At 62.5% G+C, this 24,753-nt stretch carries 17 protein-coding genes and 1 pseudogene; 6 read left to right on the top strand and 12 right to left on the bottom strand.

The features are described from left to right. Window positions 1–17: 17 nt before the first annotated feature. From K4A76_RS22030 to betI, 4 genes are all read right to left on the bottom strand, one after another. Window positions 18–1,760, bottom strand: coding sequence for a potassium/proton antiporter (locus K4A76_RS22030; protein WP_054912241.1), 1,743 nt, complete (start codon window positions 1,758–1,760; stop codon window positions 18–20). A 196-nt stretch (window positions 1,761–1,956) separates the two neighbouring features. Next, entirely contained in the window at window positions 1,957–3,648 is a 1,692-nt protein-coding gene (betA, locus tag K4A76_RS22025) for a choline dehydrogenase (protein WP_054912240.1), read from the bottom strand. A 154-nt stretch (window positions 3,649–3,802) separates the two neighbouring features. Continuing rightward, the gene (betB, locus tag K4A76_RS22020; RefSeq protein ID WP_274411136.1) at window positions 3,803–5,275 is read right to left on the bottom strand and encodes a betaine-aldehyde dehydrogenase; all 1,473 of its coding nucleotides are present in this window, start codon (window positions 5,273–5,275) and stop codon (window positions 3,803–3,805) included. Between the two features lie 38 nt (window positions 5,276–5,313). Beyond that, complete coding sequence (betI, locus tag K4A76_RS22015; RefSeq protein WP_009684989.1) at window positions 5,314–5,970, bottom strand: transcriptional regulator BetI; 657 nt, start codon at window positions 5,968–5,970, stop codon at window positions 5,314–5,316. Window positions 5,971–6,503: 533 nt separating this feature from the next. Here betI and K4A76_RS22010 point away from each other — a divergent pair. After that, window positions 6,504–8,041 (top strand): annotated as a pseudogene (locus tag K4A76_RS22010) (BCCT family transporter). A 530-nt stretch (window positions 8,042–8,571) separates the two neighbouring features. After that, window positions 8,572–13,227, top strand: coding sequence for a dermonecrotic toxin domain-containing protein (locus K4A76_RS22005; protein WP_274411135.1), 4,656 nt, complete (start codon window positions 8,572–8,574; stop codon window positions 13,225–13,227). A 7-nt stretch (window positions 13,228–13,234) separates the two neighbouring features. Here K4A76_RS22005 and K4A76_RS22000 read toward each other — a convergent pair whose 3' ends face one another. From K4A76_RS22000 to gpmM, 4 genes are all read right to left on the bottom strand, one after another. After that, window positions 13,235–14,002: a divergent polysaccharide deacetylase family protein gene (locus K4A76_RS22000; protein ID WP_054912237.1), complete on the bottom strand. Its 768-nt coding sequence runs from the start codon at window positions 14,000–14,002 to the stop codon at window positions 13,235–13,237. Between the two features lie 8 nt (window positions 14,003–14,010). Beyond that, window positions 14,011–15,327 (bottom strand): S41 family peptidase, encoded by a 1,317-nt coding sequence (locus K4A76_RS21995; RefSeq protein ID WP_009684994.1) that lies wholly within the window; start codon window positions 15,325–15,327, stop codon window positions 14,011–14,013. Between the two features lie 78 nt (window positions 15,328–15,405). Then, the gene (locus tag K4A76_RS21990; RefSeq protein WP_274411134.1) at window positions 15,406–16,719 is read right to left on the bottom strand and encodes a murein hydrolase activator EnvC family protein; all 1,314 of its coding nucleotides are present in this window, start codon (window positions 16,717–16,719) and stop codon (window positions 15,406–15,408) included. A 173-nt stretch (window positions 16,720–16,892) separates the two neighbouring features. Next, entirely contained in the window at window positions 16,893–18,428 is a 1,536-nt protein-coding gene (gene gpmM, locus K4A76_RS21985) for a 2,3-bisphosphoglycerate-independent phosphoglycerate mutase (RefSeq protein WP_054905876.1), read from the bottom strand. Between the two features lie 206 nt (window positions 18,429–18,634). On the opposite strand from gpmM, the gene K4A76_RS21980 reads away from it, so the two are divergent. From K4A76_RS21980 to secB, 3 genes are read left to right on the top strand one after another with little or no spacing between them, the layout of a single operon-like run. Continuing rightward, window positions 18,635–19,048, top strand: coding sequence for a rhodanese-like domain-containing protein (locus K4A76_RS21980; protein WP_274411133.1), 414 nt, complete (start codon window positions 18,635–18,637; stop codon window positions 19,046–19,048). A 1-nt stretch (window position 19,049) separates the two neighbouring features. Then, window positions 19,050–19,304: a glutaredoxin 3 gene (gene grxC, locus K4A76_RS21975; protein ID WP_029886544.1), complete on the top strand. Its 255-nt coding sequence runs from the start codon at window positions 19,050–19,052 to the stop codon at window positions 19,302–19,304. Window positions 19,305–19,343: 39 nt separating this feature from the next. After that, window positions 19,344–19,829: a protein-export chaperone SecB gene (gene secB, locus K4A76_RS21970; RefSeq protein ID WP_009685000.1), complete on the top strand. Its 486-nt coding sequence runs from the start codon at window positions 19,344–19,346 to the stop codon at window positions 19,827–19,829. A gap of 119 nt (window positions 19,830–19,948) precedes the next feature. Here secB and trmL read toward each other — a convergent pair whose 3' ends face one another. Next, on the bottom strand, window positions 19,949–20,410 hold the full coding sequence (trmL, locus tag K4A76_RS21965; RefSeq protein WP_054913836.1) for a tRNA (uridine(34)/cytosine(34)/5-carboxymethylaminomethyluridine(34)-2'-O)-methyltransferase TrmL: 462 nt from the start codon (window positions 20,408–20,410) through the stop codon (window positions 19,949–19,951). On the opposite strand from trmL, the gene K4A76_RS21960 reads away from it, so the two are divergent. Beyond that, the gene (locus K4A76_RS21960; RefSeq protein ID WP_009685002.1) at window positions 20,409–20,846 is read left to right on the top strand and encodes a hypothetical protein; all 438 of its coding nucleotides are present in this window, start codon (window positions 20,409–20,411) and stop codon (window positions 20,844–20,846) included. The two genes, trmL and K4A76_RS21960, sit on opposite strands and share 2 nt — an antisense overlap. 569 nt (window positions 20,847–21,415) lie before the next feature. Here K4A76_RS21960 and ntrC read toward each other — a convergent pair. The 3 genes from ntrC to K4A76_RS21945 all read right to left on the bottom strand — a co-directional run bounded on the left by ntrC (window position 21,416) and on the right by K4A76_RS21945 (window position 24,740). Continuing rightward, window positions 21,416–22,852 carry a nitrogen regulation protein NR(I) gene (gene ntrC, locus K4A76_RS21955; RefSeq protein ID WP_009685003.1) on the bottom strand — a complete coding sequence of 479 codons (1,437 nt, stop codon included), beginning with the start codon at window positions 22,850–22,852 and terminating at the stop codon, window positions 21,416–21,418. After that, on the bottom strand, window positions 22,849–23,934 hold the full coding sequence (gene glnL / locus K4A76_RS21950) for a nitrogen regulation protein NR(II) (protein ID WP_009685004.1): 1,086 nt from the start codon (window positions 23,932–23,934) through the stop codon (window positions 22,849–22,851). The genes ntrC and glnL overlap by 4 nt, the downstream gene beginning before the upstream one ends. A gap of 263 nt (window positions 23,935–24,197) precedes the next feature. Further along, window positions 24,198–24,740, bottom strand: a complete 543-nt coding sequence (locus tag K4A76_RS21945) for a chorismate mutase (RefSeq protein ID WP_182389455.1) — start codon at window positions 24,738–24,740, stop codon at window positions 24,198–24,200. Between the last annotated feature and the right edge of the window lie 13 nt (window positions 24,741–24,753).

Below are 24,753 nucleotides of genomic sequence, written 5' to 3'. Positions count from 1 at the left end.
TCCGGCAGAAACGAAGTTTAGAGGAACAATCCTGGTCCGGGTCGCGTTCCTTCGGGGAATCTGACGCCCACTTTCTGGATCTTGTTCCCGACCATGGTCGCCACGGTCCAGATCGTGCCGTGCCATTCCACCTGGTCACCTACTACTGGAGCGCCTCCGACCTTCTGTCGGATGAACTGCGCCAGCGGCATTTTCGCGTCCAGGCCATCGAGTTTCAGGCCATACAGTGCGGCCACCGCACCCAGTTCGGCATCGCCCTCGAGAACGAAGTCGCCGAAGAAGCGCAGGTCCAGGCCACGCTGCGGCGCCTGGCTGAACAGTTTGCCCAGCGCCGGCAGGTTGTGTTCGTGGCCGATCACGCAGAGCATGTCGTCGACCTCCAGCACGGTGCTGCCAGAGGGGTGCAGCAACTGCTCGCCGCGGAACAGGGCGGCGATGCGTGTGCCTTCTGGCATCTTCAGCTCGCGCAGGGCGGCGCCGATGCACCACTTCTCCTTGCCCAGGCGGTAGACGAACATTTCCCACTCGCTGGTGATGTGCACCTCCAGCGCAGAGCGGGAGATGGGCGCCGGATCCGGTGGTACCGTCACCTTCAGCAGCTTGGCCATCCACGGCAGGCTGGTGCCTTGCACCAGCAGCGACACCAGCACGATGAAGAAAGCCAGGTTGAAGAACAGCTGGGCGTCCGGCAGGCCGGCCATCAGCGGGAACACCGCGAGAATGATCGGCACCGCGCCGCGCAGGCCAACCCACGAGATGAAGCCTTTTTCGCGGCCGTGGAAGGCCTTGAACGGCAGCAATGCCGCCACCACCGACAGAGGCCGCGCCACCAGGATCATCCACAACGCCAGGCCCAGTGCCGGCAGGGCAATGGGCAGCAGGTCGTGCGGTGTCACCAGCAGCCCCAGTACCAGGAACATGCCGATCTGCGCCAGCCAGGCCATGCCGTCGAGCATGTGCAGGATGCCATGGCGGCTGCGGATCGGCTTGTTGCCCAGCACCAGGCCGCACAGGTACACAGCCAGGAAGCCGCTGCCGTGCAGGGCGTTGGTCAGCGAGAACACCACCAGGCCACCGGCCACCACCAGAATGGGGTAGAGGCCACCGGCCAGGTTGATCCGGTTGACCAGTTGCAGCATCAGCCAGCCGCCGCCCAGGCCCAGCAACCCGCCGATGCCGAACTCGCGCAGCAGGTGGGTGAGCAGGCTCCAGTGCAGGCCGGTCTGGCCGCTGGCAATCATGTCGATCAGCGTAACTGTCAGGAAGACCGCCATCGGGTCGTTGCTGCCCGACTCGATCTCCAGGGTGGCGGTAACCCGTTCGTTCAGGCCCTTGCCGCCCAGCAGCGAAAACACCGCTGCGGCGTCGGTGGAGCCGACGATGGCGCCGATCAGCAAGCCCTGGATCAGGCTCAGGTTGAACAGCCAGGCAGCAACAAGGCCGGTCAGGGCTGTGGTGATCATGACCCCGACCGTGGCCAGCGACAGTGCCGGCCATAGCGCTACGCGAAAGCTCGCCACCCGTGTGCGCAGGCCGCCGTCGAGCAGGATCACCGCCAGGGCGAGGTTGCCCACCAGGTAGGCGGTCGGGTAGTTGTTGAAGATGATGCCGCCACCATCGACACCGGCGACCATGCCCACGGCGAGAATGATGACCAGAATAGGGATGCCCAGGCGCGACGACAGCGAACTGACCAGAATACTCGCGCCCACCAGTAATGCGCCGATCAGGAACAGGCTGTTGATGGTGCTGGCATCCAAAGGCAGGTACTCCGGGATAACGCTGGAAAGGGGAATGACTGGCAAGTCGCGTGCCAATCGATTCTAACCTGATGAATTGGCAGCATGTAAAGCGTTTCTGCAGATGTGCAAAAGGCACCGCGGTGGGTGCCTTTTGTCATGTTGCCGGTGCTCAACCTGTGGCAGGCGGCTTGCCGGCGATGCGGCCGGTGCAGGCTTACGCCTGCTTCACTTCACGCATCGGCTTGCCTTTGACCGGGGCATCACCAGCCACGTAGTACTCGGCGGTGCTGCGTGGCAACGGCTTGCGACCACGGATCTTGTCCGAGATTTTCTCGGCGATCATGATCGTGGTGGCGTTGAGGTTGCCGGTGATGATCAACGGCATGATCGAGGCATCCACTACGCGCAGGCCCTGCATGCCGTGCACACGGCCTTCGCCATCGACCACCGCCATGTCGTCGGTGCCCATCTTGCACGAGCAGGACGGGTGGAAGGCGGTTTCGGCGTGCTCGCGGATGAACTTGTCCAGCTCTTCATCGGTTTGCACATGCGCGCCAGGGCTGATTTCGCGGCCACGGTATGGGTCCAGTGCCGGCTGGGCCATGATTTCGCGGGTCAGGCGGATGCCGTCACGGAATTCCTGCCAGTCCTGCTCGGAGGACATGTAGTTGAACAGGATGCTCGGGTGCTGGCGCGGGTCTTTCGACTTGGCCTGGATGCGGCCGCGGGAAGGGGAGCGCATCGAACCCATGTGCGCCTGGAAGCCATGCTCCTTCACGCCATTGGAACCGTTGTAATTGATCGCCACCGGCAGGAAGTGGTACTGGATGTTCGGCCACTTGAATTCAGGGCGGCTGCGAATGAAACCGCCAGCCTCGAACTGGTTGCTGGCGCCAATGCCGGTGCCGTTGAACAGCCACTCGGCACCAATGGCCGGCTGGTTCCACCACAGCAGCGACGGATACAGCGACACCGGCTGGGTGCAGGCGTACTGCAGGTAAAGCTCCAGGTGGTCCTGCAGGTTTTCACCCACGCCCGGCAGGTCGTGCACCACCGGAATGTCGAGGCTTTCCAGCAGGGCACGCGGGCCGACGCCGGAGCGCTGCAGCAGCTGCGGCGAAGCGATGGCGCCGGAGCTGACGATCACTTCCTTGCGGGCACGGGCTTCTACGCGCTCTTCGCTGTCGCCCACCAGGTAAGTGACGCCAACCGCGCGCTTGCCTTCGAACAGCACACGGTCGCTGAGGGCGTGGGTCACGATGGTCAGGTTCGGGCGTTTCTTGGCCTGGTCCAGGTAGCCACGGGCGGTGCTGGAGCGGCGGCCGTTCTTCGTCACCGAACGGTCCATCGGGCCAAAGCCTTCCTGCTGGTAGCCGTTGAGGTCTTCGGTACGCGGGTAACCGGCCTGTACACCGGCTTCGACCATTGCGTTGAACAGCGGGTTGTTGCCTGCTTTGGGCGTGGCGACGCTGAGCGGGCCGTCACCGCCGTGGTAGTCGTTGGGGCCGATGTCGCGGGTTTCGGCCTTGCGGAAGTACGGCAGGCAGTCGAGGTAGGTCCAGTCTTCCAGGCCTGGCAGTTCCGCCCAGCCGTCGAAGTCCATGGCGTTGCCGCGGATGTAGCACATGCCGTTGATTAACGACGAACCACCCAGGCCCTTGCCGCGGCCACACTCCATGCGGCGGCCGTCCATGAACGGCTCCGGGTCGGTCTCGTAGGCCCAGTTGTAGCGGCGGCCTTGCAGCGGGAAGGCCAGGGCTGCTGGCATCTGGGTGCGGAAGTCGAAGCGGTAGTCGGGGCCGCCGGCTTCCAGCAGCAGTACGGTGACGCCGGCATCTTCGGTCAGGCGGGTGGCCAGGGTGTTACCGGCGGAGCCGGCACCGACGATGATGTAATCGTATTCCATGGGTTTCTCCCATTTGAGCGGCAAGCTTCATGCTACAAGCTGCAAGAAAAGGCAGCCGTGTGAAGCTCGCGAATGGATGAGACTTGCAAGGGCCGGTGGCATACGCCTACCGGCTCTTTCTTGCAGCTTGAGCCTAGCTACTTGCAGCTGTTGGTCAGAAGACCGACGCGTAGCCGCCCAGTTCGACCTGAACCGACTTGATACGGGTGTATTGGGCCAGTGAGCTGACGCCGTTTTCACGGCCTACGCCCGACTGCTTGTAGCCACCGACCGGCATCTCGGCCGGCGATTCACCCCAGGCGTTGATCCAGCAGATACCGGCTTCGAGCTTGTGGATGATGCGGTGGGCGCGGGTGATGTCGTTGGTGCAGACACCGGCGGCCAGGCCGTAGTCGGTGTCGTTGGCACGGCGGATCACTTCTTCCTCGGTTTCATAGGTGAGGATGCTCATCACAGGGCCGAAGATCTCTTCCTTGACGATGGTCATGTCGTCGCTGCAGTCGGTGAACACGGTCGGGGCCACGAAGGCGCCTTTGGCGAACTCACCGGTGGTCAGACGCTCGCCGCCGCACAGCAGGCGGGCACCTTCCTCTTTGCCCTTGGCGATGTAGCCCAGCACGCTTTCCATGTGCTGGAAGCTGACCAGCGGGCCGAAGTTGGTGTTTTCGTCTTCCGGGTTGCCAACACGGATGCGCGCAACGCGCTCGGCGATCTTGGCTTCGAAGGCAGCCTTCATTTCAGCCGGGATGAACACGCGGGTACCGTTGGTGCATACCTGGCCCGAGCTGTAGAAGTTGGCCATCATGGCGATGTCGGCGGCCTTGTCCAAGTCGGCATCGGCGCAGATGATCAGCGGCGACTTGCCGCCCAGTTCCATGGTGACTTCCTTGAGCGACGAGCTCGAGGCGCTGGCCATGACCTTCTTGCCGGTGGTGGTGCCGCCGGTGAAGGAAACCTTTTCGATGCGGGGGTGCTCGGTCAGCCAGGTACCGACTTCACGGCCGCTGCCGGTCAGCACGTTGAACACGCCATTGGGCAGGCCGGCTTCGGTATAGATCTCGGCCAGTTTGAGGGTGGTCAGCGACGTGACTTCCGATGGCTTGAAGATCATCGCGTTGCCAGCGGCCAGGGCCGGGGCGGATTTCCACAGGGCGATCTGGATCGGGTAGTTCCAGGCACCGATACCTACGGTCACGCCCAGCGGCTCGCGGCGGGTGTAGACGAAGGACGACTCACGCAGCGGGATCTGCTCGCCCTCGATGGCCGGTACCAGGCCTGCGTAGTACTCCAGCACATCGGCGCCGGTGACGATGTCGACGTAGCGGGTTTCCGAGTACGACTTGCCGGTGTCCAGGGTTTCCAGCATGGCCAGCTCGTCGTTGCGCTCACGCAGGATGTCGACGGCGCGGCGCAGGATGCGCGAGCGCTGCATGGCGGTCATCGCAGCCCAGACTTTCTGGCCACGCTCGGCGCTTTCGACGGCTTTCTCGACGTCAGCCTCGGTCGCACGCTGCACGTGGGCAAGGACTTCGCCGGTAGCCGGGTTGATGGCTTCGAAAGTGGCATCGCTGCCAGCGTCGACGTAAGCGCCATCAATGTAGAGTTTTTGCGTTCCGAAACGGGCCATAGTGTCCTCGCAAGTGCAGTGTGTGGTTTGGCTTTGCGTCACGCTCCTGCCGGGTGGGCAAGGGCCGTGCGCGCTTGTTCAGCAGCCGGGTCGTTGGTGCCCAGGGTGTGCTGCTTAGCCAGTTGTAGATCCATGTATTCGTAAGCAATCCGTACTGCCTGGCCAGTGTCGAATGCATCGCCCGACAAGGCACCGCGCAGCCACAGACCGTCGATCAGGGCTGCCAGGCCACGGGCGGCCTTGCGCGCATGGTAAAGCGGCAAGGCACGGCGAAACTGGCAACACAGGTTGGAGTACAAACGGTGGTCGTTGATCCGTTGCAACCTGTGCAAATCGGGCTGGTGCATGCTGGAAGCCCAAAAGGCCAACCAGGTTTTCATCGCCGGGCCGTTCACCTGGCTGGCATCGAAGTTGCCCTCGATGATCACTTTCAGGTGAGCGCGCGGGCTGTCGTCCGTCAGGGCCTGGCGACGTGCTCGAACGCCTTCGTTGAGCATATTCATGATGTAACCCATCGTCGCTGCTATCAGGCCGTTCTTGTCCCGAAAGTAGTGACTGATGATGCCGTTCGACACCCCGGCCAAACGGGCAATCAGCGCAATGCTGGCGTCCCCCAGGCCGACCTGGTCGACAGCCTGCAACGTGGCTTCGATCAACTGCTGGCGGCGGATGGGTTGCATACCGACCTTGGGCATCTTGCTATCTCCTCAGGCCTGCGAGCAGGCGACAGGCGGCTGACTCGGCGAAGACCAGTCTATTTTGTTTTGATTGAACGTTCAATCAATAAAGAATAAGCTCTGCGACAATTTGTGCCATTGACAGTCTTTCAGGTCGTCGAGCAGGCACGAATTGACACCCCAGGAAATCGCGTAACCCCCGGAATACAAGGCGTTGACGGGCATCAGCGATGCGAAATGCAGATTCTGCCACGTGGCCCCGGCCCTGCGGCGGGCCCTTGGAGCGGGCGGGGTGATCTGTGACGAATGCGCGCACCCAGCGGGTAAAGCGTGGCATTTGCAGCAGACCACCTGTCTGTTTTTTGCAACGTATCGATTCGGGATCACGGTTTCCAGGGTGCTTTTATAACACCTGATGCAGTGGGGATATTCCACCAATTGCTCGGGAAAGAATGATTAGCCTCCACAGCCGCACTGCCCGGAGCATTCGTGCAATGAGTTCTGCCTCACTTACCAAGCCCCCCGCCGAGAGGGTACGGGTCAACCGCGTGGTGTTCTTCACCTCGGCGCTGATGATCCTTGTTCTGACTGCCTTGCTGATCGCTGTACCCGAAACTGCCGGCCAGGTGCTGGGCGTGGCCCAGAAGTGGCTGACGCGCACCTTTGGCTGGTACTACATGCTGGTGATCTGCGGTTACCTGCTGTTCGTCGTCTACCTGGCCTTCTCCGATTACGGCAGCCTCAAGCTCGGCGGCAAGGACGACCAGCCCGACTTCAGCTATGGCGCCTGGGCCGGCATGCTGTTCTCCTCGGGCATCGGTATTTCGCTGCTGTACTTTGGCGCCTCCGAACCGCTGGACCACTACTTCAACCCACCGGAGGGCACCCCGGCAAGCCTGGAAGCCGCGCGCCAGGGCCTGCAGCTGACCTTCCTGCACTGGGGCCTGCATGGCTGGGCGATCTATGCGCTGGTCGGCCTGGCCGTGGGCTACTTCGCCTACCGGCATAACCAGCCGCTGGCGCTGCGCTCGGCGTTGTACCCCCTGGTCGGCGAACGTTGGGTCAAGGGTGCCGCCGGCAATGCCGTGGACATCTTCGGCATGTTCGTCACCCTGTTGGGCCTGGTCACCAACCTGGGCATCGGTGCCATGCAGGTATCGTCCGGGCTGGAGTACCTGTTCGGCATGGACCACAGCAAGACCAACCTGCTGGTGGTGATCCTGGTGATGGCTGGCGTGGCTACCGTGGCGGCGGTTTCGGGTGTGGAAAACGGCATTCGCCGCCTGTCCAATCTGAACATCATGCTGTTCAGCGGCTTGCTGATCTTCGTCCTGCTGGGCGGCGAAACCCTGCACCTGCTGAACGGCTTCGTGCAGAACGTAGGCGATTACCTCAACGGGATCGTGCTGAAAACCTTCGACCTGTACGTGTATGAGGGCGAGGCTGGCAAGTCCGAACGCTGGTTGGGCCTGTGGACCGTGTTCTACTGGGCCTGGTGGATCTCCTGGGGTCCGTTCGTAGGCATGTTCATCGCCCGTATTTCCAAAGGCCGCACCGTGCGCCAGCTGGTCATGGGTGTGCTGCTGATCCCGCTGGGCTTCACCTTGGCCTGGCTGTCGATCTTCGGTAACACCGCGCTGGACCTGGTGATCAACCAGGGCGCGGTCGAGCTGGGCAAGACTGCGCTGGAACAACCCTCGATGTCGATCTACCAACTGCTGGAATACTTCCCGGCAGCCAAGCTCGTGATTGGTGTGGCGGTGTTCGTTGGCTTCGTGCTGTTCCTGACCCCGGCCGATTCCGGTGCGGTGATGATGGCCAACCTGTCCTGCAAAGGCGGCAAGGTCGACGAGGATGCCCCGCACTGGATGGTGGTGTTCTGGTCGGTGGTGATCACCCTGGTGACCATCGGTTTGCTGTTCGCCGGTAATTTCGAGGCCATGCAAACCATGGTCGTGCTGGCGGGCCTGCCGTTCTCGGTGGTGCTGGTGCTGTTCATGTTCGGCCTGTACAAGGCCATGAAACAGGATGTGGCGGTAGAGCAGGAGCGCGCCGAACTGGCTGCCCGTGGCCGACGTGGGTTCAGTGAGCGGCTGACCCAGCTGGAGCTGCAGCCGACCCAGGCGGTGGTGCAGCGCTTCATGGACAAGCAGGTCAGCCCGGCCCTCAAGGAGGCTGCTGCCCAGTTGCAGACCCTGGGCTTCGACGTGGAGTCCCGTGTTGGCCAGGCGCGCGACATGATGGGCTTGCGGGTGATGATGGAAGAGGGTAACCCGTTCGTCTACGAAGTGAGCCTGGACGGCTACCTGGCGGCACCGAGCGAGGCGCCGGTGGAAGGCGAGCCGGAAGTCCGTCAACGCTTCTACCGTGCCGAGGTTTACCTGCACGACGGCAGCCAGGAGTACGACCTGATGGGCTTTGCGCCCGAGCAGATCGTGCGTGACGTGCTGGACCAGTTCGAAAGCCATCGCCAGTTGCTGGGGCGAGTGTACAGCTGACGCTGCTGCGATGAAGAAAAGGCCTTGCCCACCGTGCAAGGCCTTTTTTTTGAGCAATATGTAGCGCGGGTATCGCACCTGAATACCGCAGCCTGCGTTTTTTTCAGCGGAGGCACCCAGCATGACGAGTTACAAGATACCCCCCTTCGATTTCCGCCAGGCCGTGGCCGGGCAGTTCGACGGCCGGCCGACCCTGCGCCAGGTCGCCAGTGCGCAGCTACTGCGGGTGCTGCTGCCGCACCTGCCATGGTTGGCCAACACCACGCCAGCCCTGACAAATGCTGACCCACTGATGCTGGACAGCCCAGACCCCGCTACTGCGTATTGGACCACCACACCCTTTTTGGATCGGGTTCTGGAAGCCTTGCTCGACCCTCAGGCGTTGAGCCTGGCGCCACTGGCGGATGGGCGCCATTACAACCTCGGGCTCACCGGCAGCCATCGTTTTGCCGGCTCGTCGAGCGAGTTCGACACCCGGCAATTGCCTGACTTGTCAGCTGCCCTGAACCAGCTGGTTGAGGACTTGCCACGACACTTCTGCGAGGCCCAGCTCGAGTTCTGGCGAGGCAAGGGCAGCGCCGGGGTGAGTCGCGACGAATGGTTGCAGTTGCTGCTCAAGCTCGCGCTACTGCGCAGCTTGCCCTGGCAGGGACTGGACCCGCAGGAGCAGGCCTGTATCCGCGGCCTGCTGCACGGCGGTGATGAGCAGCCCGCGGTGTACTTCGTGCAGACCCGGCTGACCAGTGCCTCCATGCAATACGATCAACTGCAATGCCAGATGCTGATAGCCGCCGAGTGGGATGAGCGTCAGGTCATCCTGTGGTGCGCACCTTCGGGGATAGTACGCAGTTTCGAGTCGTTGCACGCGTTTGGCCTGGCCTTGCGTGACGAACTGGCGCAACGCTACGCCTTCGAACGGATGAGTTGGCAACGCTATCCCGCCACCGGCAATGTGTTTGCCCAGCAGGTCTCGCTGCTGCTCGATACGGTGCTCGCCAGGGTCGAGCTTGCGCGTTATGCCGACATCCAGGATGTTCCGGCCCTTGAGCAGCGTTTTGACCAGCTTGGCGACCCTTCTTCGTGGTTCGTGGGGTACCCTGATGAAACCCCGGCAGTGCAACCTCCCCCTGGGTTGATGGCCAGTGCGCAGGACAGTTTTGCCTGCAGCGCTGCCTTGCTGCAGCTCGCGCTTTACCAGCTCGACTCGGGTGGGGTCTCAGCACTGGATGGCGTTCAGTCGCTGACCGATTACGCCCGTCAACGGCTGACCAGGCAGATCCGCGAGGATCACGGGGCAGACAGCTCGCCGGACGATCTTGTATTCGACCTTTATCTGGCCCGTGGGATCCCTGGTGGGGCGGGCACAGGCACCGGCGGCGGCGAGCCATTGGCCTTCGCCGGGAGCAAGACGCTCACCGAATTTGCCATTGGCAACCTCGCGTCGCTCAAGGGGGCGGCGATCGAGCGCATTTACCTGCGTGGCGGGGGCGAGGCACCGGCATGGCTCGATGCCGACGCCGCCAGAGCCCTCGTGACCAAAGTGGATATCGGTAGCCATTATCCTGCCTATGTCGCGGTGCAACTGGACGATCCGGCCAAGCGCGCGGACCGGGTCACGCGCCTGGGGCGGGAATGGCGTGCAGCACTGCTGGCCGCTGCACTCACTGCCAAGATGGACGGCAAGATCAAAGAGCCAGGCCTGCAATGCGTGGTCGACTATTGTGCGGGGCACGTCGACCCCGACACGCCGCGCATGATCCTGTTTCCGCTGGCGTTCAGGCGTAGCGCAGCGTCCAGGGTCACGGACCCGGTACGCTGCATGTACATTCTGTTTTGCGCGGAACCCTCGCTGGTGTTGCTGTACCGGCCTTTGTTTGCCAAAGACACGCTGCGTGAATATTCCAGCCTCTCGGCTTTGCTCGAACACGTGCGTGAATCGGAGATTTTGCAGGAGAGTATTCTTGACTGGATGCAGCCCAGCGTCAGGCCTATCTACGACCATGGTGGTTTCCGCGAACCGCACATCAGTGTCATCGGCATCGACCCCTATGCGCTGCCTGAGCGTCCGGAACCTGCCAGGCTGGCGATCGAATTCTGGCGTAGCAACATTGACGAGAAACTTTATACAGCCAATCGGGACCTGCTGCTGACGCTCGCTGATGAACAGTCTGTGTCCAACGCCGAGAGCCGCTGGCAGACATTGTGCGAGGGGGCATGGCTGTTGTTCGATGTCGTGACCTTGGCGCTTCGCGGGCCTGTGGCCTCGGTGGCCTGGTTGGTGCAATTGCTCAACGCGTTGCAGCAAGACATTGAGGCCTTGGAGCGTGGCAATGAGTTTGATCGGTCGGCGGCAACGGTTGACCTGATATTGAACCTGGGCATGGTGTTGCTGCATGCCAGGCAACCCGCCAAAGCCTTTCCCTCCTATGCATTGCCCGGTGCGGCGGAGGTCGAGGGGCCTGAGGCGCAGCGCGGCGCATTTGCCGAAATTGCAATTGCGCCTATCGAGGAAACGCCTGCGCCTGGCCAAGCGCTGCCGAGCCGCTGGCTCGATTTTTCATGGCGAGGTCAGAGTGGCTTCAACTGGTTGCCGCGCGAACAGCGCGAAGCACTCAGGGCCATGCGTGCACCGGTCTCGCTTGCGGGCGTGCAGCCCTTGAACCAAGGTACGGCGACGGGCTTGTACCTGATCGACGGCGATCATTATGTAGCCCTGGCCAGTGATACCTACCGCGTGGAGCGGTTGCCAGAGGGTGTACGGGTGGTCGATGGTGGCGGAGCCGCGGGGCCCTGGCTGCGTTTCGTCGACGGCGTGTGGCGTGTGGACACGGCGCTTGGTCTGCGGGGCGGCATGGGGCCAAAATTAACTCAAGAGCGGCTGGGGGTTCGGTTTCGCGACATGTACCAAAAGATAAGTCGCCTTGACAAGCGCGCCCGGGAGGCCAGAGAGCAAGCCGGGCCTTTTGCCAGGGCTGCGCAGGAATTGCGCGAAAAACTGCTGAAACTCAGGGAGCTTCGGGCCACCGCATCGGAAAAGCTGGCAGCGTTGCCCGCCGAAGACGAAGCGGGTAAGTCGCAGTTGCGCACAACGCTCGCGCTTTACGATGAGCGCAAGATTACGTTCGAGCAGAACCACTTCACACAGATGAACCGGATGCTGAAGGAGCTGGAAGCTGCGGTCGGCGCCGATATTGAAATACTGGCGCTGCACGCGACCATGCGAGAAGACAAATTTGCCCGTGAGCGGGAAAAGGGGGGCTGGGACGGGGTGCTTGCCGAGCACGTTAAAGTTGTTCGCAACAGCGCTATCAACGATGCCGAGATTACTTTCACCGAGCTCTGGAGCCTTGCGAATTACCCCGAACTTGTGGAGATGCAAAACGCGCTGGATGGGCGGCCAGTCCGTGAATTCGCGGATTTGTATGAGAAGTTGCGCGTCAAACAGCAAGTCGTGATCGACGTGCAGGATCGCATGTTGGTCGGGAGTGAGCAGCTGGATCAATTGTTGACCGAAACGCCGGAAGATTTCGAGGTAAAGGATTGGGGGAGCAACGCCAAACGCACCGTCGCAGACATAATTGCCAAGCGCAGCGTCAGTACAGTTCAACTGCGTTTCCACCAGGTGGTGAATCTGGCCGAGCTGGCGCTGCACCTGGAAAGCGACCGGCCAGACGTCATTGCAGGCTACAGAGCTGCCCTGGTCAGCTCAAGCCTGCGCAACGCGGCCGAAGCCCACGGCGAGCTGGCCTTCTCCAACCTGCCGGCGCAGGACAGGATCGTCATCCTGCACGAAGCCTGGGACGAATACAGTGCTGCGCTGGTCAACAGCGATCGCGTTCGCCGAGAGGGTGGGGCGTTGATCGAACCGGCCATGATCGAGCGCTATCGGGAGCACATCAGCAAACTCAAGCTCGATGTGAACGTACGTCTGGGCATAGCGTATGATGAGCAGGATCACCCCCTTCTACCGGCCGGGCGTAGGCCTTATCCGGCGTCCCTCGTGCCGCAGCGGTTGGTGCGTAATGCCCAGGGCCAACTGATCATCGGCAACCTTATCGAAGGGCAATCCTTGCTTGAGGTGCGTGAGAAGATCAGCGATAAAGTATTGGCCACCTTTGAACAAGTAGATGGCGAGTGGCGCGAGGTCCAGCAGCCATCGTTATCCGACGAAGCCCCCCTAGCCGATCTCGCTAGTTGGGTGCAGTCCCTACTGAATAAGAGCAATGACCATCGAGCCTCAGCCAAGGCCTATGTCGAGATCGATATCAGCGGGTCGCTGGTGGCCAGGATATACGATCTTCAGCTGAACAAACTGACCGAGGCAGTGAGCGTAGTGCGCGATGCCGGTGGCGACGATGCGCTGATCAAGACCTTGGAACAGGAAGTGAATGCGCTGCGTGCAGAGAAGGAGGTGCAACTTACCACCCTGTACACCCACACCAGCCGCCCCACTGCCGAAGCCCTGCGCTTTCTTTACGATTTGAAGGCGATCAAGGTCGTATACCTCAAGCGGCATGTCATGGCGGACGGTAGCGCTTTCGATGAGTACCTGGTCCAGCTCTTGTCAAACAACCGTAAACTCTGGGCTGTGCATTTCCATTTGCGGTCGCAGGCTGCCTACGCCCGGGATTTTACTTCGGGGCACCTGAAGGTGTGGGCCCAGCGTTACCTGAGCAGCCAGGTTGCCAGGGATACAGGGCAGCAGCTTTACCGCGGCAAGCTGACACTACAGCAAGCCACGGGGATCATTCCTTTCGATCGTCCAACAGCACAGTAGGTTCGGGTCATCGGTTGCTGTAGCGGCCCTGCCGGCCATGTGCCGGCATGGCCTGGTTGCTGCGCTCGGCAATCATCTGTGGCAGACCCAGCAGCGTGATGCCCTGGCTTTTCAGGCGGGGCAGTTCGCGGGCCAGCACCTCCAGCGTTTGCGGGTAAGGGTGGCCGATCAACACTGCCGAGCCTTGCTTGTGCGCCAGGGCCACGCCTTGTTGCAACTGCCCGGCAATGGCTTCGGTGGTGCGCACGTCATCGAGAAACACATCCCGCGAGACATGCGCCAGGCCTTGCGCCTGTGCTTCTGCAGCCGCGACGGTGGCGGCACTGGTGCGGCTGTCGACGAAGAACAGATGGCGACGTTGCAATTCGCCCATCAGCCAGGCCATGGGTTCGCGCTGGGCCGTCATGCGGCTGCCCATATGGTTGTTGATGCCGGCCGCGTAAGGCACCTTGAGCAGCGCGCTGTCCAGGCGCCGGGCCAGCTCTTCGCCGGCGATGCCGGGGTGCCAGGCATAGGGCCCGGTGGCCGGGTCCATTGGCATGTGCAGGATCACCGTTTTGCCAGCCTTGTGCGCTTGGCGGGCGAAGTCGGTTGCATGCGGGGTGTCGGGCATGATGGCCATGGTCACCGGGCCGGGTAGGGCCAAGGTGCGGCTGTCCCGCTCGGGGCTCTGGCCAAGGTCGTCGATGATGATGCTCATGTAGGCCTTGCCGGCCGGCGCCGCTTGCGCGACCCCGGCCAACAGGCAGAACACCAGGCACAGCAGGTACCGCATGGGCTGGATCATTTGCCCGAGGTGATGTTGAGGCCTTTGAGCAGGCTCAGTGCCTGGCTCAGTTGGAAGTCGTCGTCCTGTGGGCGCTCCTTACGCTTGCTGCTGCCGGTCGGGCGGTCGGCGCCGCCGTTACCGTTGCCCAGGTGGCCCTGCAGGTCGGCTTCCTTGAAGTTGTCGGTGTCGACCTCGGCAGTGAGCTTGGCCTGACGTACTTCGATGTCGGGGACGATACCCTGGGCCTGGATCGAACGGCCATTGGGGGTGAAGTACAGTGCGGTGGTCAGCTTCAGGGCGCGGTCATTGGCCAATGGCAGCACGGTTTGTACCGAGCCTTTGCCGAAGCTGTCGGTGCCCATCAGCACGGCGCGCTTCTGGTCTTGCAGTGCGCCCGCTACAATTTCCGAAGCCGAGGCGCTGCCGCCGTTGATCAGCACCACCAGTGGCACCCCTTCGCTGGCGTCGGCCGGGTCGGCCGAGAAGCGCAGTTCGGAATTGGCGATGCGGCCCTTGGTGTAGACGATCAGGCCCTTGGTGAGGAAGTGGTCGGCCACTTCCACGGCCGATTGCAGCACGCCACCCGGGTTGTTGCGCAGGTCGAGCACCACCCCGCGCAGTTTCTTGCCGTTGTCCTTGCGCAGCTTGGCCAGGGCTTTGCCCACCTCGTCGCCGGTCTTGACCTGGAACTGGGTGATGCGGATATAGCCGTAGTCGTTTTCCAGCAGCTGGCTCTTCACGCTCTTGACCTGGATCACCGCGCGGGCCAGGGTCACGTCGAAGGGGTTACCGCCGTCGCGGACCAGGGTCAGGGTGATTTTGTCGCCGACCTTGCCGCGCATCTTGTCCACCGCTTCGGTCATGGTCTGGCCGCGGGTCGGGGCGCCGTTGATCTTGACGATCAGGTCGCCGGCCTGGACGCCTGCACGCGAGGCCGGGGTGTCATCGATCGGCGAGACCACCTTGATGAAGCCGTCTTCCTGGCCCACTTCGATACCCAGCCCGCCGAACTCGCCGCTGGTGCTTTCCTGCAGTTCCTGGAAGTCCTCGGGGCCTAGGTAGGCCGAGTGTGGGTCGAGGTTGCTGAGCATGCCCTTGATGGCATTCTCCAGCAGGGTCTTGTCATCTACCGGCTCGACATAGGCCGCCTTGATGCGGTCCATGACTTCGGCGAAGGTGCGCAGCTCTTCCAGTGGCAGTGGCGCCTTGGCAGTGACCTCGGTGGCCGGCACAGCTGCCGCCTTGGCCGGCTCCGCGGCAGTGGCCAGGGGCGCGCCGACCGCCAGGGCGATGGACAGGGCCAACTGGGTGAGACGAGGCGAGTGCAGCATGTCGAACGGACTCCTGATCCTGTAAGCGCTCCCTGCGGAGCATCGGTGCAGCGTTTGGGCCGCGCCGTAGAAAGTTGACTAACCCCGGCACCACTGCGAAGGGTCGGTAGGCCGGCCCTGCTGGCGGATGGCGAAGTACAAGCCTGCCGCGTCCTGGCCACCGCTGTCGCCGACGGTGGATATGGCTTCACCGGCCTTGACGATGTCACCGGCACTTTTCAGCAGGCTCTGGTTATGGCCGTACAGGCTCAGGTAACCGTTGCCATGATCGAGAATGACCAGAAGCCCGGCGCCGCGCAACCAGTCGGCGAACACCACACGCCCGCCGTGCACGGCGCGCACTTGTGTGCCGGGGTTGGCGCTGATCATCACACCGTCCCATTTGGCCCGGGCATCGTTGCCGCGTGCATCGCCGAAGCGTGCCAGCAATCGACCATTGACTGGCCAAGGAAGTTTGCCCCGTGCTGCAGAAAATGCTCCGCCGTAGTTGGCTCCGTCGCTGGAAACCATCGGCCCGAGGGTGATACGAGCCTTTTTCGGCGGCTCTGCCGGCGCTTCAGGCTCGCGCGCCTGGTTGCGCGCAGCGGCGGCCAGGGCCTCTTGCTGCCGGCGTTTTTCCGCTTCCTGCTGCGCCAGCAAGGCTTTCTTGCGTGCCTCTTCAGCCTCGCGGGCCTGGCGTGCCAGGGTTTCCTCGATGGTCTTGAGGACTTTGGCCAGGTCGGCCTGGTCCTGTTCACGGGCCTGGAGCTTCTGGTCGCGGTCTTTCAGGTCGCTGTTGAGCTTGGCCAACACCTGCTGGCGCTTGCCGCGTTCGCTCTCCAGGGCCTGGCGGCGGCTGTCGAGGTCGGCACGCTGGGCCAGCAGCTGTTGCTGCTGGGCAGACATTTGCTGCTCGACACTGGCCAGCTGGCGGAGGGTTTCGTTGAAGGTGCGCAGCTGCTCCAGGCGCGCCTTGCTCATGTAGTCGTAGTAGGTCAGGGTGCGGGCGAATTTCTCAGGGTTCTGCTGGTTGAGCAGCAGCTTGAGGTATTCCTCGCGACCGTTGTTCTGGTAGGCCGAGCGGGCTTGAATGGCGATCAGCCGTTGCTGTTCAACGCGGGCGGTCTGGAGTTTTTTTTTCTCGGTTTCAAGGCGCTCCAGCTCGCCCTCGGTCTTTTTTAGCGCTTGCTGCAGTGCCTCCACCTGCTTTTCGAGGTTGCCGATGTCGGTCTCGGTGGCTTTGAGGTCCTTTTGCACACCGGCTTTTTCTTCCTGGAGCTTGCCCAGTGTTTTCTTGAGCTCGGCAATGTCCTGGCGGGTGGCGTCCAGTTGCTGCTGGGTCTGCGCGCGCTCATCGGCGAAGGCCGGGCTGAGCAGGCATGACAAGGCTAGGAGGATCAGGGCGCGAAGCATGGGGTTTGGCGTACCAAGGATGGAGACTGGCCTAGTATGCCCGCCTGGGCGGGCAAAAAAAACGCCTCGCTGCCAGTGTCGCGAGGCGTTTGTCTGGAATTCAGGTGTTATCGGGGCCCTGTAGGAGCGGCCTTGCGTCGCGATGGGCCGCAAAGCGGCCCCAATACGCAGATTCAGGCGTCTACCAGAATCGAAGTGCCGGTCATTTCGGCAGGCTTTTCCAGCCCCAGCAGCTTCAACATCGTCGGCGCAACATCGGCCAGCACGCCGCCATCACGCACTTTCACGTTGCGCTTGCCGACATAGATGAACGGCACCGGCTCGGTGGTGTGTGCGGTGTGGGCCTGGCCGGTGGACTCGTCTTCCATCTGCTCGACGTTCCCGTGGTCGGCGGTGATCAGCGCCTCGCCACCGACCTTGTCCAGCGCCTCGACAATGCGGCCAACGCAGTTGTCCAGCGCTTCGACAGCCTTGACTGCCGCTTCGAACACGCCGGTGTGGCCGACCATGTCACCGTTGGCGTAGTTGACCACGATCACGTCGAAGCGCTGTTGCTCGATGGCTTCGACAATGCGGTCGGTCACTTGCGGTGCGCTCATTTCCGGCTGCAGGTCGTAGGTGGCGACCTTCGGCGATGGGATCAGGATGCGCTCTTCGCCTTCGAATGGCTCTTCGCGGCCACCGGAGAAGAAGAAGGTGACGTGGGCGTATTTTTCGGTTTCGGCGATACGCAGTTGGGTCTTGCCGTGCTTTGCCAGGTACTCGCCCAGTACATTGTTCAGGCTGGACGGGGCAAAGGCAGCGGGTGCCGGGATTTTCGCCGAATACTGGGTCAGGCCGATGTAGGCCGCCATTTTTGGCAGGCGTGCACGGGCGAATTCGGTGAAATCGGGCTCGACGAAGGCGCGCGACAACTCGCGAGCGCGGTCGGCGCGGAAGTTCATGAAGATCACGGCATCGCCGTCTTCGACCTTGACTGCTGCGCCAATGCGCGTGGCCTTGACGAACTCGTCGCTCTCGTCACGGGCGTAGGCCGCTTGCAGGCCTGCCACGGCGGTGTCAGCGGTGTATTCGGCGCTGCTGTCGACGATCAGGTTATAAGCGGCGCTGACGCGGTCCCAGCGGTTGTCGCGGTCCATGGCGTAGTAGCGGCCGATCAGGCTGGCGATGCGGCCCTTGCCCAGCTTGGCGAAGGTGGCGTCGAGCAGCTCGATGGACGACTGCGCGCTACGTGGCGGGGTGTCACGGCCATCGAGGAAGGCGTGTAGATAGATTTTTTCCGCGCCGCGCTGCGCGGCCAGTTCGGCCATGGCAACGATGTGGTCCTGGTGGCTGTGCACGCCGCCATCGGACAGCAGGCCAAGGATGTGCACGGCTTTGCCGGCACCGGCAGCCTTGTCCACCGCACCGGTGAGCACCGGGTTTTGGAAGAACTCACCGTCGCGGATGGCCTTGGTCACCCGGGTGAAGTCCTGATAGACGACGCGGCCCGCGCCCAGGTTCATGTGACCGACTTCGGAGTTGCCCATCTGCCCGTCCGGCAGGCCGACATCCATGCCCGAGCCGGAAATGAGGCCATGCGGCTGGCTGGCGCGCAGGCGGTCGTAGACCGGCGTGTTAGCGGCATAGATGGCGTTGTATTCAGGGCTTTCGCTGTGGCCGAAGCCATCCAGGATGATCAGGACCAGGGGTTTGGGCGTACTCGTCATCAATCAAACTCACGGTTGTTCAAAGATGATAAAGAAACGCATTTTAGGGCAAATACGCCACGTGCGGCGAATAATCGTCCCATCCCCCGACCGGCGCGCGTGCGCTGGCAACATGAAGCTGGTCTGGTGGCCGGCCCGTCGGGCTTTGGTGGTACCAAGGTGCTGTGTATACTGGCCGGCATTTTCAATCGCCTGGAACACCGCTGATGGTTGCTCACCTGATTCAATTCGCGACAGATCACTACATCCTGGTTGCGATCTTCTTCATTCTGCTGGCCCTGCTGCTCATCAATGAAATCCGCCGTGGCGGGCAGAGCCTGAGCAACGGTCAGCTGACTGCCCTGGTCAATGCCGACAAGGCGCTGGTGATCGATATCCGCCCGGCCAAGGAGTACTCCGCCGGTCACATCGTGGGTGCGGTCAACATTCCGCAGGACAAGCTGGCCAACCGCATGGCCGAGCTGAACAAGCACAAAGAGAAGACCCTGATCGTCGTCGACGCGATGGGCCAGCAGTCCGGCAGCATTTGCCGCGATCTGCTCAAGGCCGGTTACAACGCCGCCAAGCTGAGCGGTGGCGTTTCCAGCTGGAAAGCCGATAACCTGCCCCTGGTGAAGTGATATGAAGCCCGTCATCGTTTATTCCAGCGACTACTGCCCCTACTGCATGCGTGCCAAGTACCTGCTCGAGAGCAAGGGCGTGGCATTCGAGGAAATCAAGGTCGACGGCAAACCGCAACTGCGCGCCGAGATGGCCCAGAAAGCCGGCCGCACGTCGGTGCCGCAGATCTGGATCGGCAGTACCCATGTCGGTGGATGCGATGACCTCTATGCCCTGGAACGCGCCGGCAAGCTCGACGCGTTGCTGGCGGCCTGATTTGCACTGCATTCGAAAACATTAGGATAAGGATCTGCCATGACTGACCAACAGACCAACGGCGCTGCTGCTGAAGACAACAGCCCTCAGTTCTCCCTGCAGCGCATCTATGTGCGCGACCTGTCGTTCGAGGCCCCGAAAAGCCCGCAGATCTTCCGTCAGACCTGGGAGCCGAGCGTTGCCCTGGACCTGAACACCAAGCAAAAGGCCCTGGAAGGCGACTTCCATGAGGTGGTGCTGACCCTGTCGGTCACCGTGAAGAACGGCGACGAAGTCGCGTTCATCGCTGAGGTGCAGCAGGCGGGTATCTTCCTCATCGCCAACCTCGATGCTGCTTCGATGAGCCACACGCTGGGTGCGTTCTGCCCGAACATCCTGTTCCCGTATGCCCGCGAGACCCTGGACAGCCTGGTAACCCGTGGTTCGTTCCCGGCGCTGATGCTGTCGCCGGTCAACTTCGACGCCCTGTACGCGCAAGAAATGCAGCGTATGCAGGAAGCCGGCGAAGCGCCAACCGTTCAGTAACTGCTGCCGGTATCGGAAAAGCGCCTTTAGGGGCGCTTTTTTGTTGGCTGTGTGGGAAGCCGCACGTGGTCCCTGTGGGAGCCGGCTTGCCGGCGATAGGGCCAGTGCAGGCTTACACATCAGCTCCCGGCAAACCCGTTCTGCCGCCAGGCCTCATACACCGTCACCGCCACCGTGTTGGACAGGTTCAGGCTGCGGCAGCCTGGGCGCATGGGCAGGCGCAGGCGTTGCTCGGCGGGCAGGCTGTCGAGGACTTCTGCCGGCAGCCCGCGGCTCTCCGGCCCGAACAGGAACGCGTCACCCGGCTGGTACGCGACCTCGTGGAACGAGTGCGAGCCTTTGGTGGTAAAGGCGAACAGCCGTGGGTTGCCCAGGCTTTCCAGGCATTCGGCCAGGCTCTGGTGGCGCTTGAGCGTGGCATACTCGTGGTAATCCAGCCCCGCGCGGCGCAGGCGCTTGTCATCCAGTTCGAAGCTGATGGGTTCGATCAGGTGCAGGTGGCAGCCGCTGTTGGCGCACAGGCGAATGATATTGCCGGTATTCGGCGGAATTTCTGGTTGAAAAAGGATGACGTGAAACATGCACGGCTCCAAGCAAGAGGATGACGGGCATTCTACCCCCGAACCGGATGTGCGTTCGAAGGCGTTGCCGCGCATGCTGCTGTCGCTGGCGATCGTCGGGGTAATGGTGGGGCTGATGATCGGCCGCCTGACCGCCCCTGTAGAGCGCCAGTTGCAGCAGGTAGAGGTGTTGTCGAATGGGCTGGCGCTGTGGTTCAACGAAGAACCCAAGCTGCATGCCGAGAACGTCCAAGGCACGGTGGCTGTGCTGTTCCAGGCCCAAGGCACGGCCCGGCAGGGCCAATTGAGCCTGAACGGCAAACCGGTAAGCTGGCGGCTGCAGAACAGCCAGGAAGGGTTGTTGCTGACGGTGGTGGCCGCGCGCCCCCTGCACGGCCAATGGGCCGGTGCAGAAGACGCTGGGCGCTGGCGGCTGCAGGTGAGCCTGCAGGAATAAAAGAGGGGATATCCCGGCCTGCCTGTACCAGGGTCCCCAAAAGGGCTACGGCGTACTGCGTGTAAAGGGGGGATGGCCCGGCCTGCCTGTACCGAGGTCCCCAAAAACGGCGGTGTTGCTAATAAAAGAGGGGTTCACCCGGCCTGCCTGTACCAGGGCCCCCGAAACTGGGTATGTATTAGCTATTGCAGGGGGCGTGCCAATTTTGCAAAACCCGGAAATACTGGGCTTTGAGGGGGATTCGGCCGGTTTTTGAGGGGGGTTGTGCCTTGGCGAGGTGCAGCGGGCACAGGAACGGTGCATCGGAAGGCTGAAACAGCTGGGGCCGCTTTGCGGCCCTGTCGCGGCACAAGGCCGCTTACAATGGGCGGGGGTGGCCGGCAGTCCTGCGGAGCCGGGCCGGCATCATCAATCGATGTAGGAGCGCAAGCTTTTCAAATTTTGGGAAAGACAGTTGCTCCTGCAGGTAACCCATCAGCCCGGAGGCAGAGATGGTCCGTGTAGGAGCGGCCTTGTGTCGCGAAAGGGCTGCGCAGCAGCCCCAAAGATCTCGAGGGTTAACCTAGCGCTCAGTGCTCGTCACCTTCCTCGTCATCGCCACCCGCCACATTCATCCCCAGTTCCTTGATCTTGCGGGTCAGGGTGTTGCGGCCCCAGCCCAGCAACAGCGCCGCATCGCGGCGCCGGCCGGCGGTGTGCTTGAGGGCGGTCTCGATCATGATCCGCTCAAAGCTTGGCACCGCGCTGTCCAGCAGGTTGGATTGCCCACGCGCCAATGCCTGGTCAGCCCACTGGCGCAGCGCCTGCTCCCAGTTGGTCACGGGGGCAGCGTCCTGGGGCAGGTTCAGCAACTCCGGCGGCAAGTCACCAATCAGTACCTCGCGGCTGGAGGCCATGACGGTGATCCAGCGGCAGGTGTTCTCCATCTGCCGCACGTTGCCCGGCCATGGCAGGTTGCGGATGAACTCCTCGGTTTCCGGCTTGAGCACCTTCGGCTCGACCGCCAGCTCTTGAGCGGCACGGGCAAGGAAATGGCGGGCGAGTGCGGGGATGTCTTCGCGCCGGTCAGCCAACCTCGGGATATGGATACGAATCACGTTCAGGCGGTGGAACAAGTCTTCGCGGAACTTGCCAGCCTGCACCAGTGACTCGAGGTTCTGGTGAGTAGCGGCGATGATACGCACGTCCACCTTGACCGGCACGTGGCCGCCGACCCGGTAGAACTCGCCATCTGCCAGCACCCGCAGCAGGCGGGTCTGGGTTTCGGCGGGCATGTCGCCGATCTCGTCGAGGAACAGGGTGCCGCCATCGGCCTGCTCGAAGCGGCCCCGGCGCAGGTTGGCGGCGCCAGTGAAAGCGCCTTTTTCGTGGCCGAACAGCTCGGACTCCATCAGGTCCTTGGGGATGGCGGCCATGTTCAGGGCAATGAACGGTGCCGCCGCGCGCGGGCTGTGGCGGTGCAGGGCGTGGGCTACCAGTTCTTTGCCGGTACCGGACTCGCCATTGATCAGCACGGTGATGTTGGAGTGGCTGAGGCGGCCAATGGCGCGGAACACCTCCTGCATCGCCGGGGCTTCACCGATGATCTCCGGTGTGCGCGCCAGGCTTTGTGGCACGTCCAGCCCTTGCTGCTCCTGGGCGTGCTGGTTGGCCCGCTTGACCAGCGAAACCGCCTCGTCCACGTCGAACGGCTTGGGCAGGTACTCGAAAGCACCGCCTTGGTACGATGCCACGGCGCTGTCCAGGTCGGAATGGGCGGTCATGATGATGACCGGCAGGCGTGGGTGCTGCTCGCGAATCTGCGCCAGCAGGTCGAGGCCGCTGGCCCCCGGCATGCGGATGTCGGAAATGATCACGTCCGGCTGCTGGCGGGCCAGGCGGCCCATGACACCGTCTGCGCTATCGAAGCTCTGGGTGGTCATGCCTTCCTGTTGCAGGGCTTTTTCCAGGACCCAGCGGATGGAGCGATCATCGTCGACGATCCATACGGTTTCACTTCGGCTCATGAGGCGGTGGCTCCTTGTTCCAGAGGCAGGTAGATCGAGAAGGCGGTATGGCCAGCGTGGCTTTCACACTCGATCAGGCCCTGGTGCTGGCTGATGATGTTCTGGGTAATGGCCAGGCCGAGCCCGGTACCGTCCGGGCGACCGCTGACCATGGGATAGAAGAGGGTGTCTTGCAGTTCCAGCGGGATGCCCGGGCCGTTGTCGATGATCTCCACCCGGGCCACCAGGCGATGGCGCACGTGGCCGATGGTGAACTGGCGCAAGGCGCGGCTGCGCAAGGTGATGCGGCCCAGGCGCAGTTCGTTCTGCGAACTGATCGCCTGCATGGCGTTGCGCACGATATTGAGCACGGCCTGGATCATCTGTTCGCGGTCGATCAGCACATCCGGCAGGCTTGGGTCGTAGTCGCGCACCAATGTGATGCAACCCTGGCTTTCGGCTTCGACCAGGCTGCAGACCCGCTCCAGTACTTCATGGATGTTGGTCATGGCCAGCGAGGGCAGCTTGTTCGAGCCCAGCATGCGGTCGACCAGGTTGCGCAGGCGGTCGGCCTCTTCGATGATCACATTGGTGTAGTCGCGCAGGCCGTCCTCGGGCAGCTCGCGGGCCAGCAGCTGGGCGGCGCCGCGGATGCCTCCGAGGGGGTTCTTGATTTCGTGAGCCAGGCCCCGCACCAGCATCTTGGTGGTTTCCTGTTTGCTCAGTTGCGCCTCTTCCTTGGTGATGCGCAGCAGCCGGTCGCGCGGGTGCACCTCCAGCAGCAGCAGGGTCTGGCCCTGGTGCAGGATTGGCGTTACCGCGTAGTCGACCGTGATCGTCTGCCCGGTCAGGGACGTCAGTTGTGCTTCGCGTTTGGTAAACGGGTGCGCCTGTTCCACCGCCTGGCGCAACGAGCTGAGTGCCTCGGTCGATTCAGTGAACAGTTCGCTGATGAACTGCCCGTGACTGCGCTGGCCACTGACCGCCAGCAACATTTCTGCAGCTGGGTTCATGTATTCCAGGCGCAGCTCACCGTTGAGCAATAGCGTGGCGGTGGTCAGGTTGTCCAGAAGCAGACGGTGCTGTGCATCGCTGATGGTCATAAGGCGTCGTTGACCTCTTTTGGCGCTTGTCTGGCAGGGTGCAGCCAGAACCCGGGGCGCAGTGAATCCGCTGATTCCAGTTTCAGTGCATAAAATGCAAGAAACAAACCAAAGCTCCGAAAAGAAGCGGAATTGTCCGATCAGCACCCGAAATCGCGCAGATTCGCACCAGAATGTTCTGGTTTAACGTTTCTTGTGACCTTTTTTGGGGTGCATTCAAGGGCGTCGCTGGCAAGAATGCACCAATAAGGAGCATAGAGCTTTCAGGATTTATCGCACAATTGACCGGTGGCGCGAACCAAGGCCTGGTGCAGTGGTTGGGGCGCGGACCGGCCGGCCAGTTCCTTGGCCAGCCGTGTGCTGCAGCCTGCCCCGGGCTCACGGTCGAAGGCTGCCAGCCGTTGCAGGAGTGTGCCCTGCAGGTCATCCAGTTGCGGGCGGATGTCTGTCTGCAAGTCGCGGCGTTGCGTGTGCGGCGCCGCGCCCTCGCGGTGCCAGTCGGACAGCAGGGTGTATTGCAGCAACTTGTTGGCTTCCATCTGGTCGGCGAAAAACGCCTCGGCGCGTTGTGGTGCCAGGCCGTGGCCAGGTGCGGCGGCACGGACATTGGCCAGCACCTGTTGCTCGCGCAGCGTTGCCTGCACGGGCTGGCCAGTGTCCCACTTGTGCAGCGCCACGGCTTCAGCCAGGGCCAGGCGCCGTTCGATGTTGTCGAGCAGCGCGGACAGCGCCGTATCCGGCGGGGCTTCTGCAGTGCAACCGGTCAGGGCCAATACAGCCACTGCGGCGAAGGGGAAATGACGCATGACAGACCTCCAG

The sequence above is a fragment of the Pseudomonas sp. NEEL19 genome, from assembly GCF_028751975.1.
Classification (GTDB): Bacteria; Pseudomonadota; Gammaproteobacteria; order Pseudomonadales; family Pseudomonadaceae; genus Aquipseudomonas; species Aquipseudomonas juntendi.
This window is presented reverse-complemented; position numbering and strand designations above follow the sequence as displayed.

Bases quoted from the DNA above. Each gene is read 5' to 3' on its own strand.
- betA (WP_054912240.1), bottom strand. From the start codon at position 3,648: ATGGAATACGATTACATCATCGTCGGTGCCGGCTCCGCCGGTAACACC.
- betB (WP_274411136.1), bottom strand. From the start codon at position 5,275: ATGGCCCGTTTCGGAACGCAAAAACTCTACATTGATGGCGCTTACGTC.
- betI (WP_009684989.1), bottom strand. From the start codon at position 5,970: ATGCCCAAGGTCGGTATGCAACCCATCCGCCGCCAGCAGTTGATCGAA.
- K4A76_RS22005 (WP_274411135.1), top strand. From the start codon at position 8,572: ATGACGAGTTACAAGATACCCCCCTTCGATTTCCGCCAGGCCGTGGCC.
- K4A76_RS22000 (WP_054912237.1), bottom strand. From the start codon at position 14,002: ATGCGGTACCTGCTGTGCCTGGTGTTCTGCCTGTTGGCCGGGGTCGCG.
- K4A76_RS21995 (WP_009684994.1), bottom strand. From the start codon at position 15,327: ATGCTGCACTCGCCTCGTCTCACCCAGTTGGCCCTGTCCATCGCCCTG.
- K4A76_RS21990 (WP_274411134.1), bottom strand. From the start codon at position 16,719: ATGCTTCGCGCCCTGATCCTCCTAGCCTTGTCATGCCTGCTCAGCCCG.
- gpmM (WP_054905876.1), bottom strand. From the start codon at position 18,428: ATGACGAGTACGCCCAAACCCCTGGTCCTGATCATCCTGGATGGCTTC.
- K4A76_RS21980 (WP_274411133.1), top strand. From the start codon at position 18,635: ATGGTTGCTCACCTGATTCAATTCGCGACAGATCACTACATCCTGGTT.
- grxC (WP_029886544.1), top strand. From the start codon at position 19,050: ATGAAGCCCGTCATCGTTTATTCCAGCGACTACTGCCCCTACTGCATG.
- secB (WP_009685000.1), top strand. From the start codon at position 19,344: ATGACTGACCAACAGACCAACGGCGCTGCTGCTGAAGACAACAGCCCT.
- K4A76_RS21960 (WP_009685002.1), top strand. From the start codon at position 20,409: ATGCACGGCTCCAAGCAAGAGGATGACGGGCATTCTACCCCCGAACCG.
- trmL (WP_054913836.1), bottom strand. From the start codon at position 20,410: ATGTTTCACGTCATCCTTTTTCAACCAGAAATTCCGCCGAATACCGGC.
- ntrC (WP_009685003.1), bottom strand. From the start codon at position 22,852: ATGAGCCGAAGTGAAACCGTATGGATCGTCGACGATGATCGCTCCATC.
- glnL (WP_009685004.1), bottom strand. From the start codon at position 23,934: ATGACCATCAGCGATGCACAGCACCGTCTGCTTCTGGACAACCTGACC.
- K4A76_RS21945 (WP_182389455.1), bottom strand. From the start codon at position 24,740: ATGCGTCATTTCCCCTTCGCCGCAGTGGCTGTATTGGCCCTGACCGGT.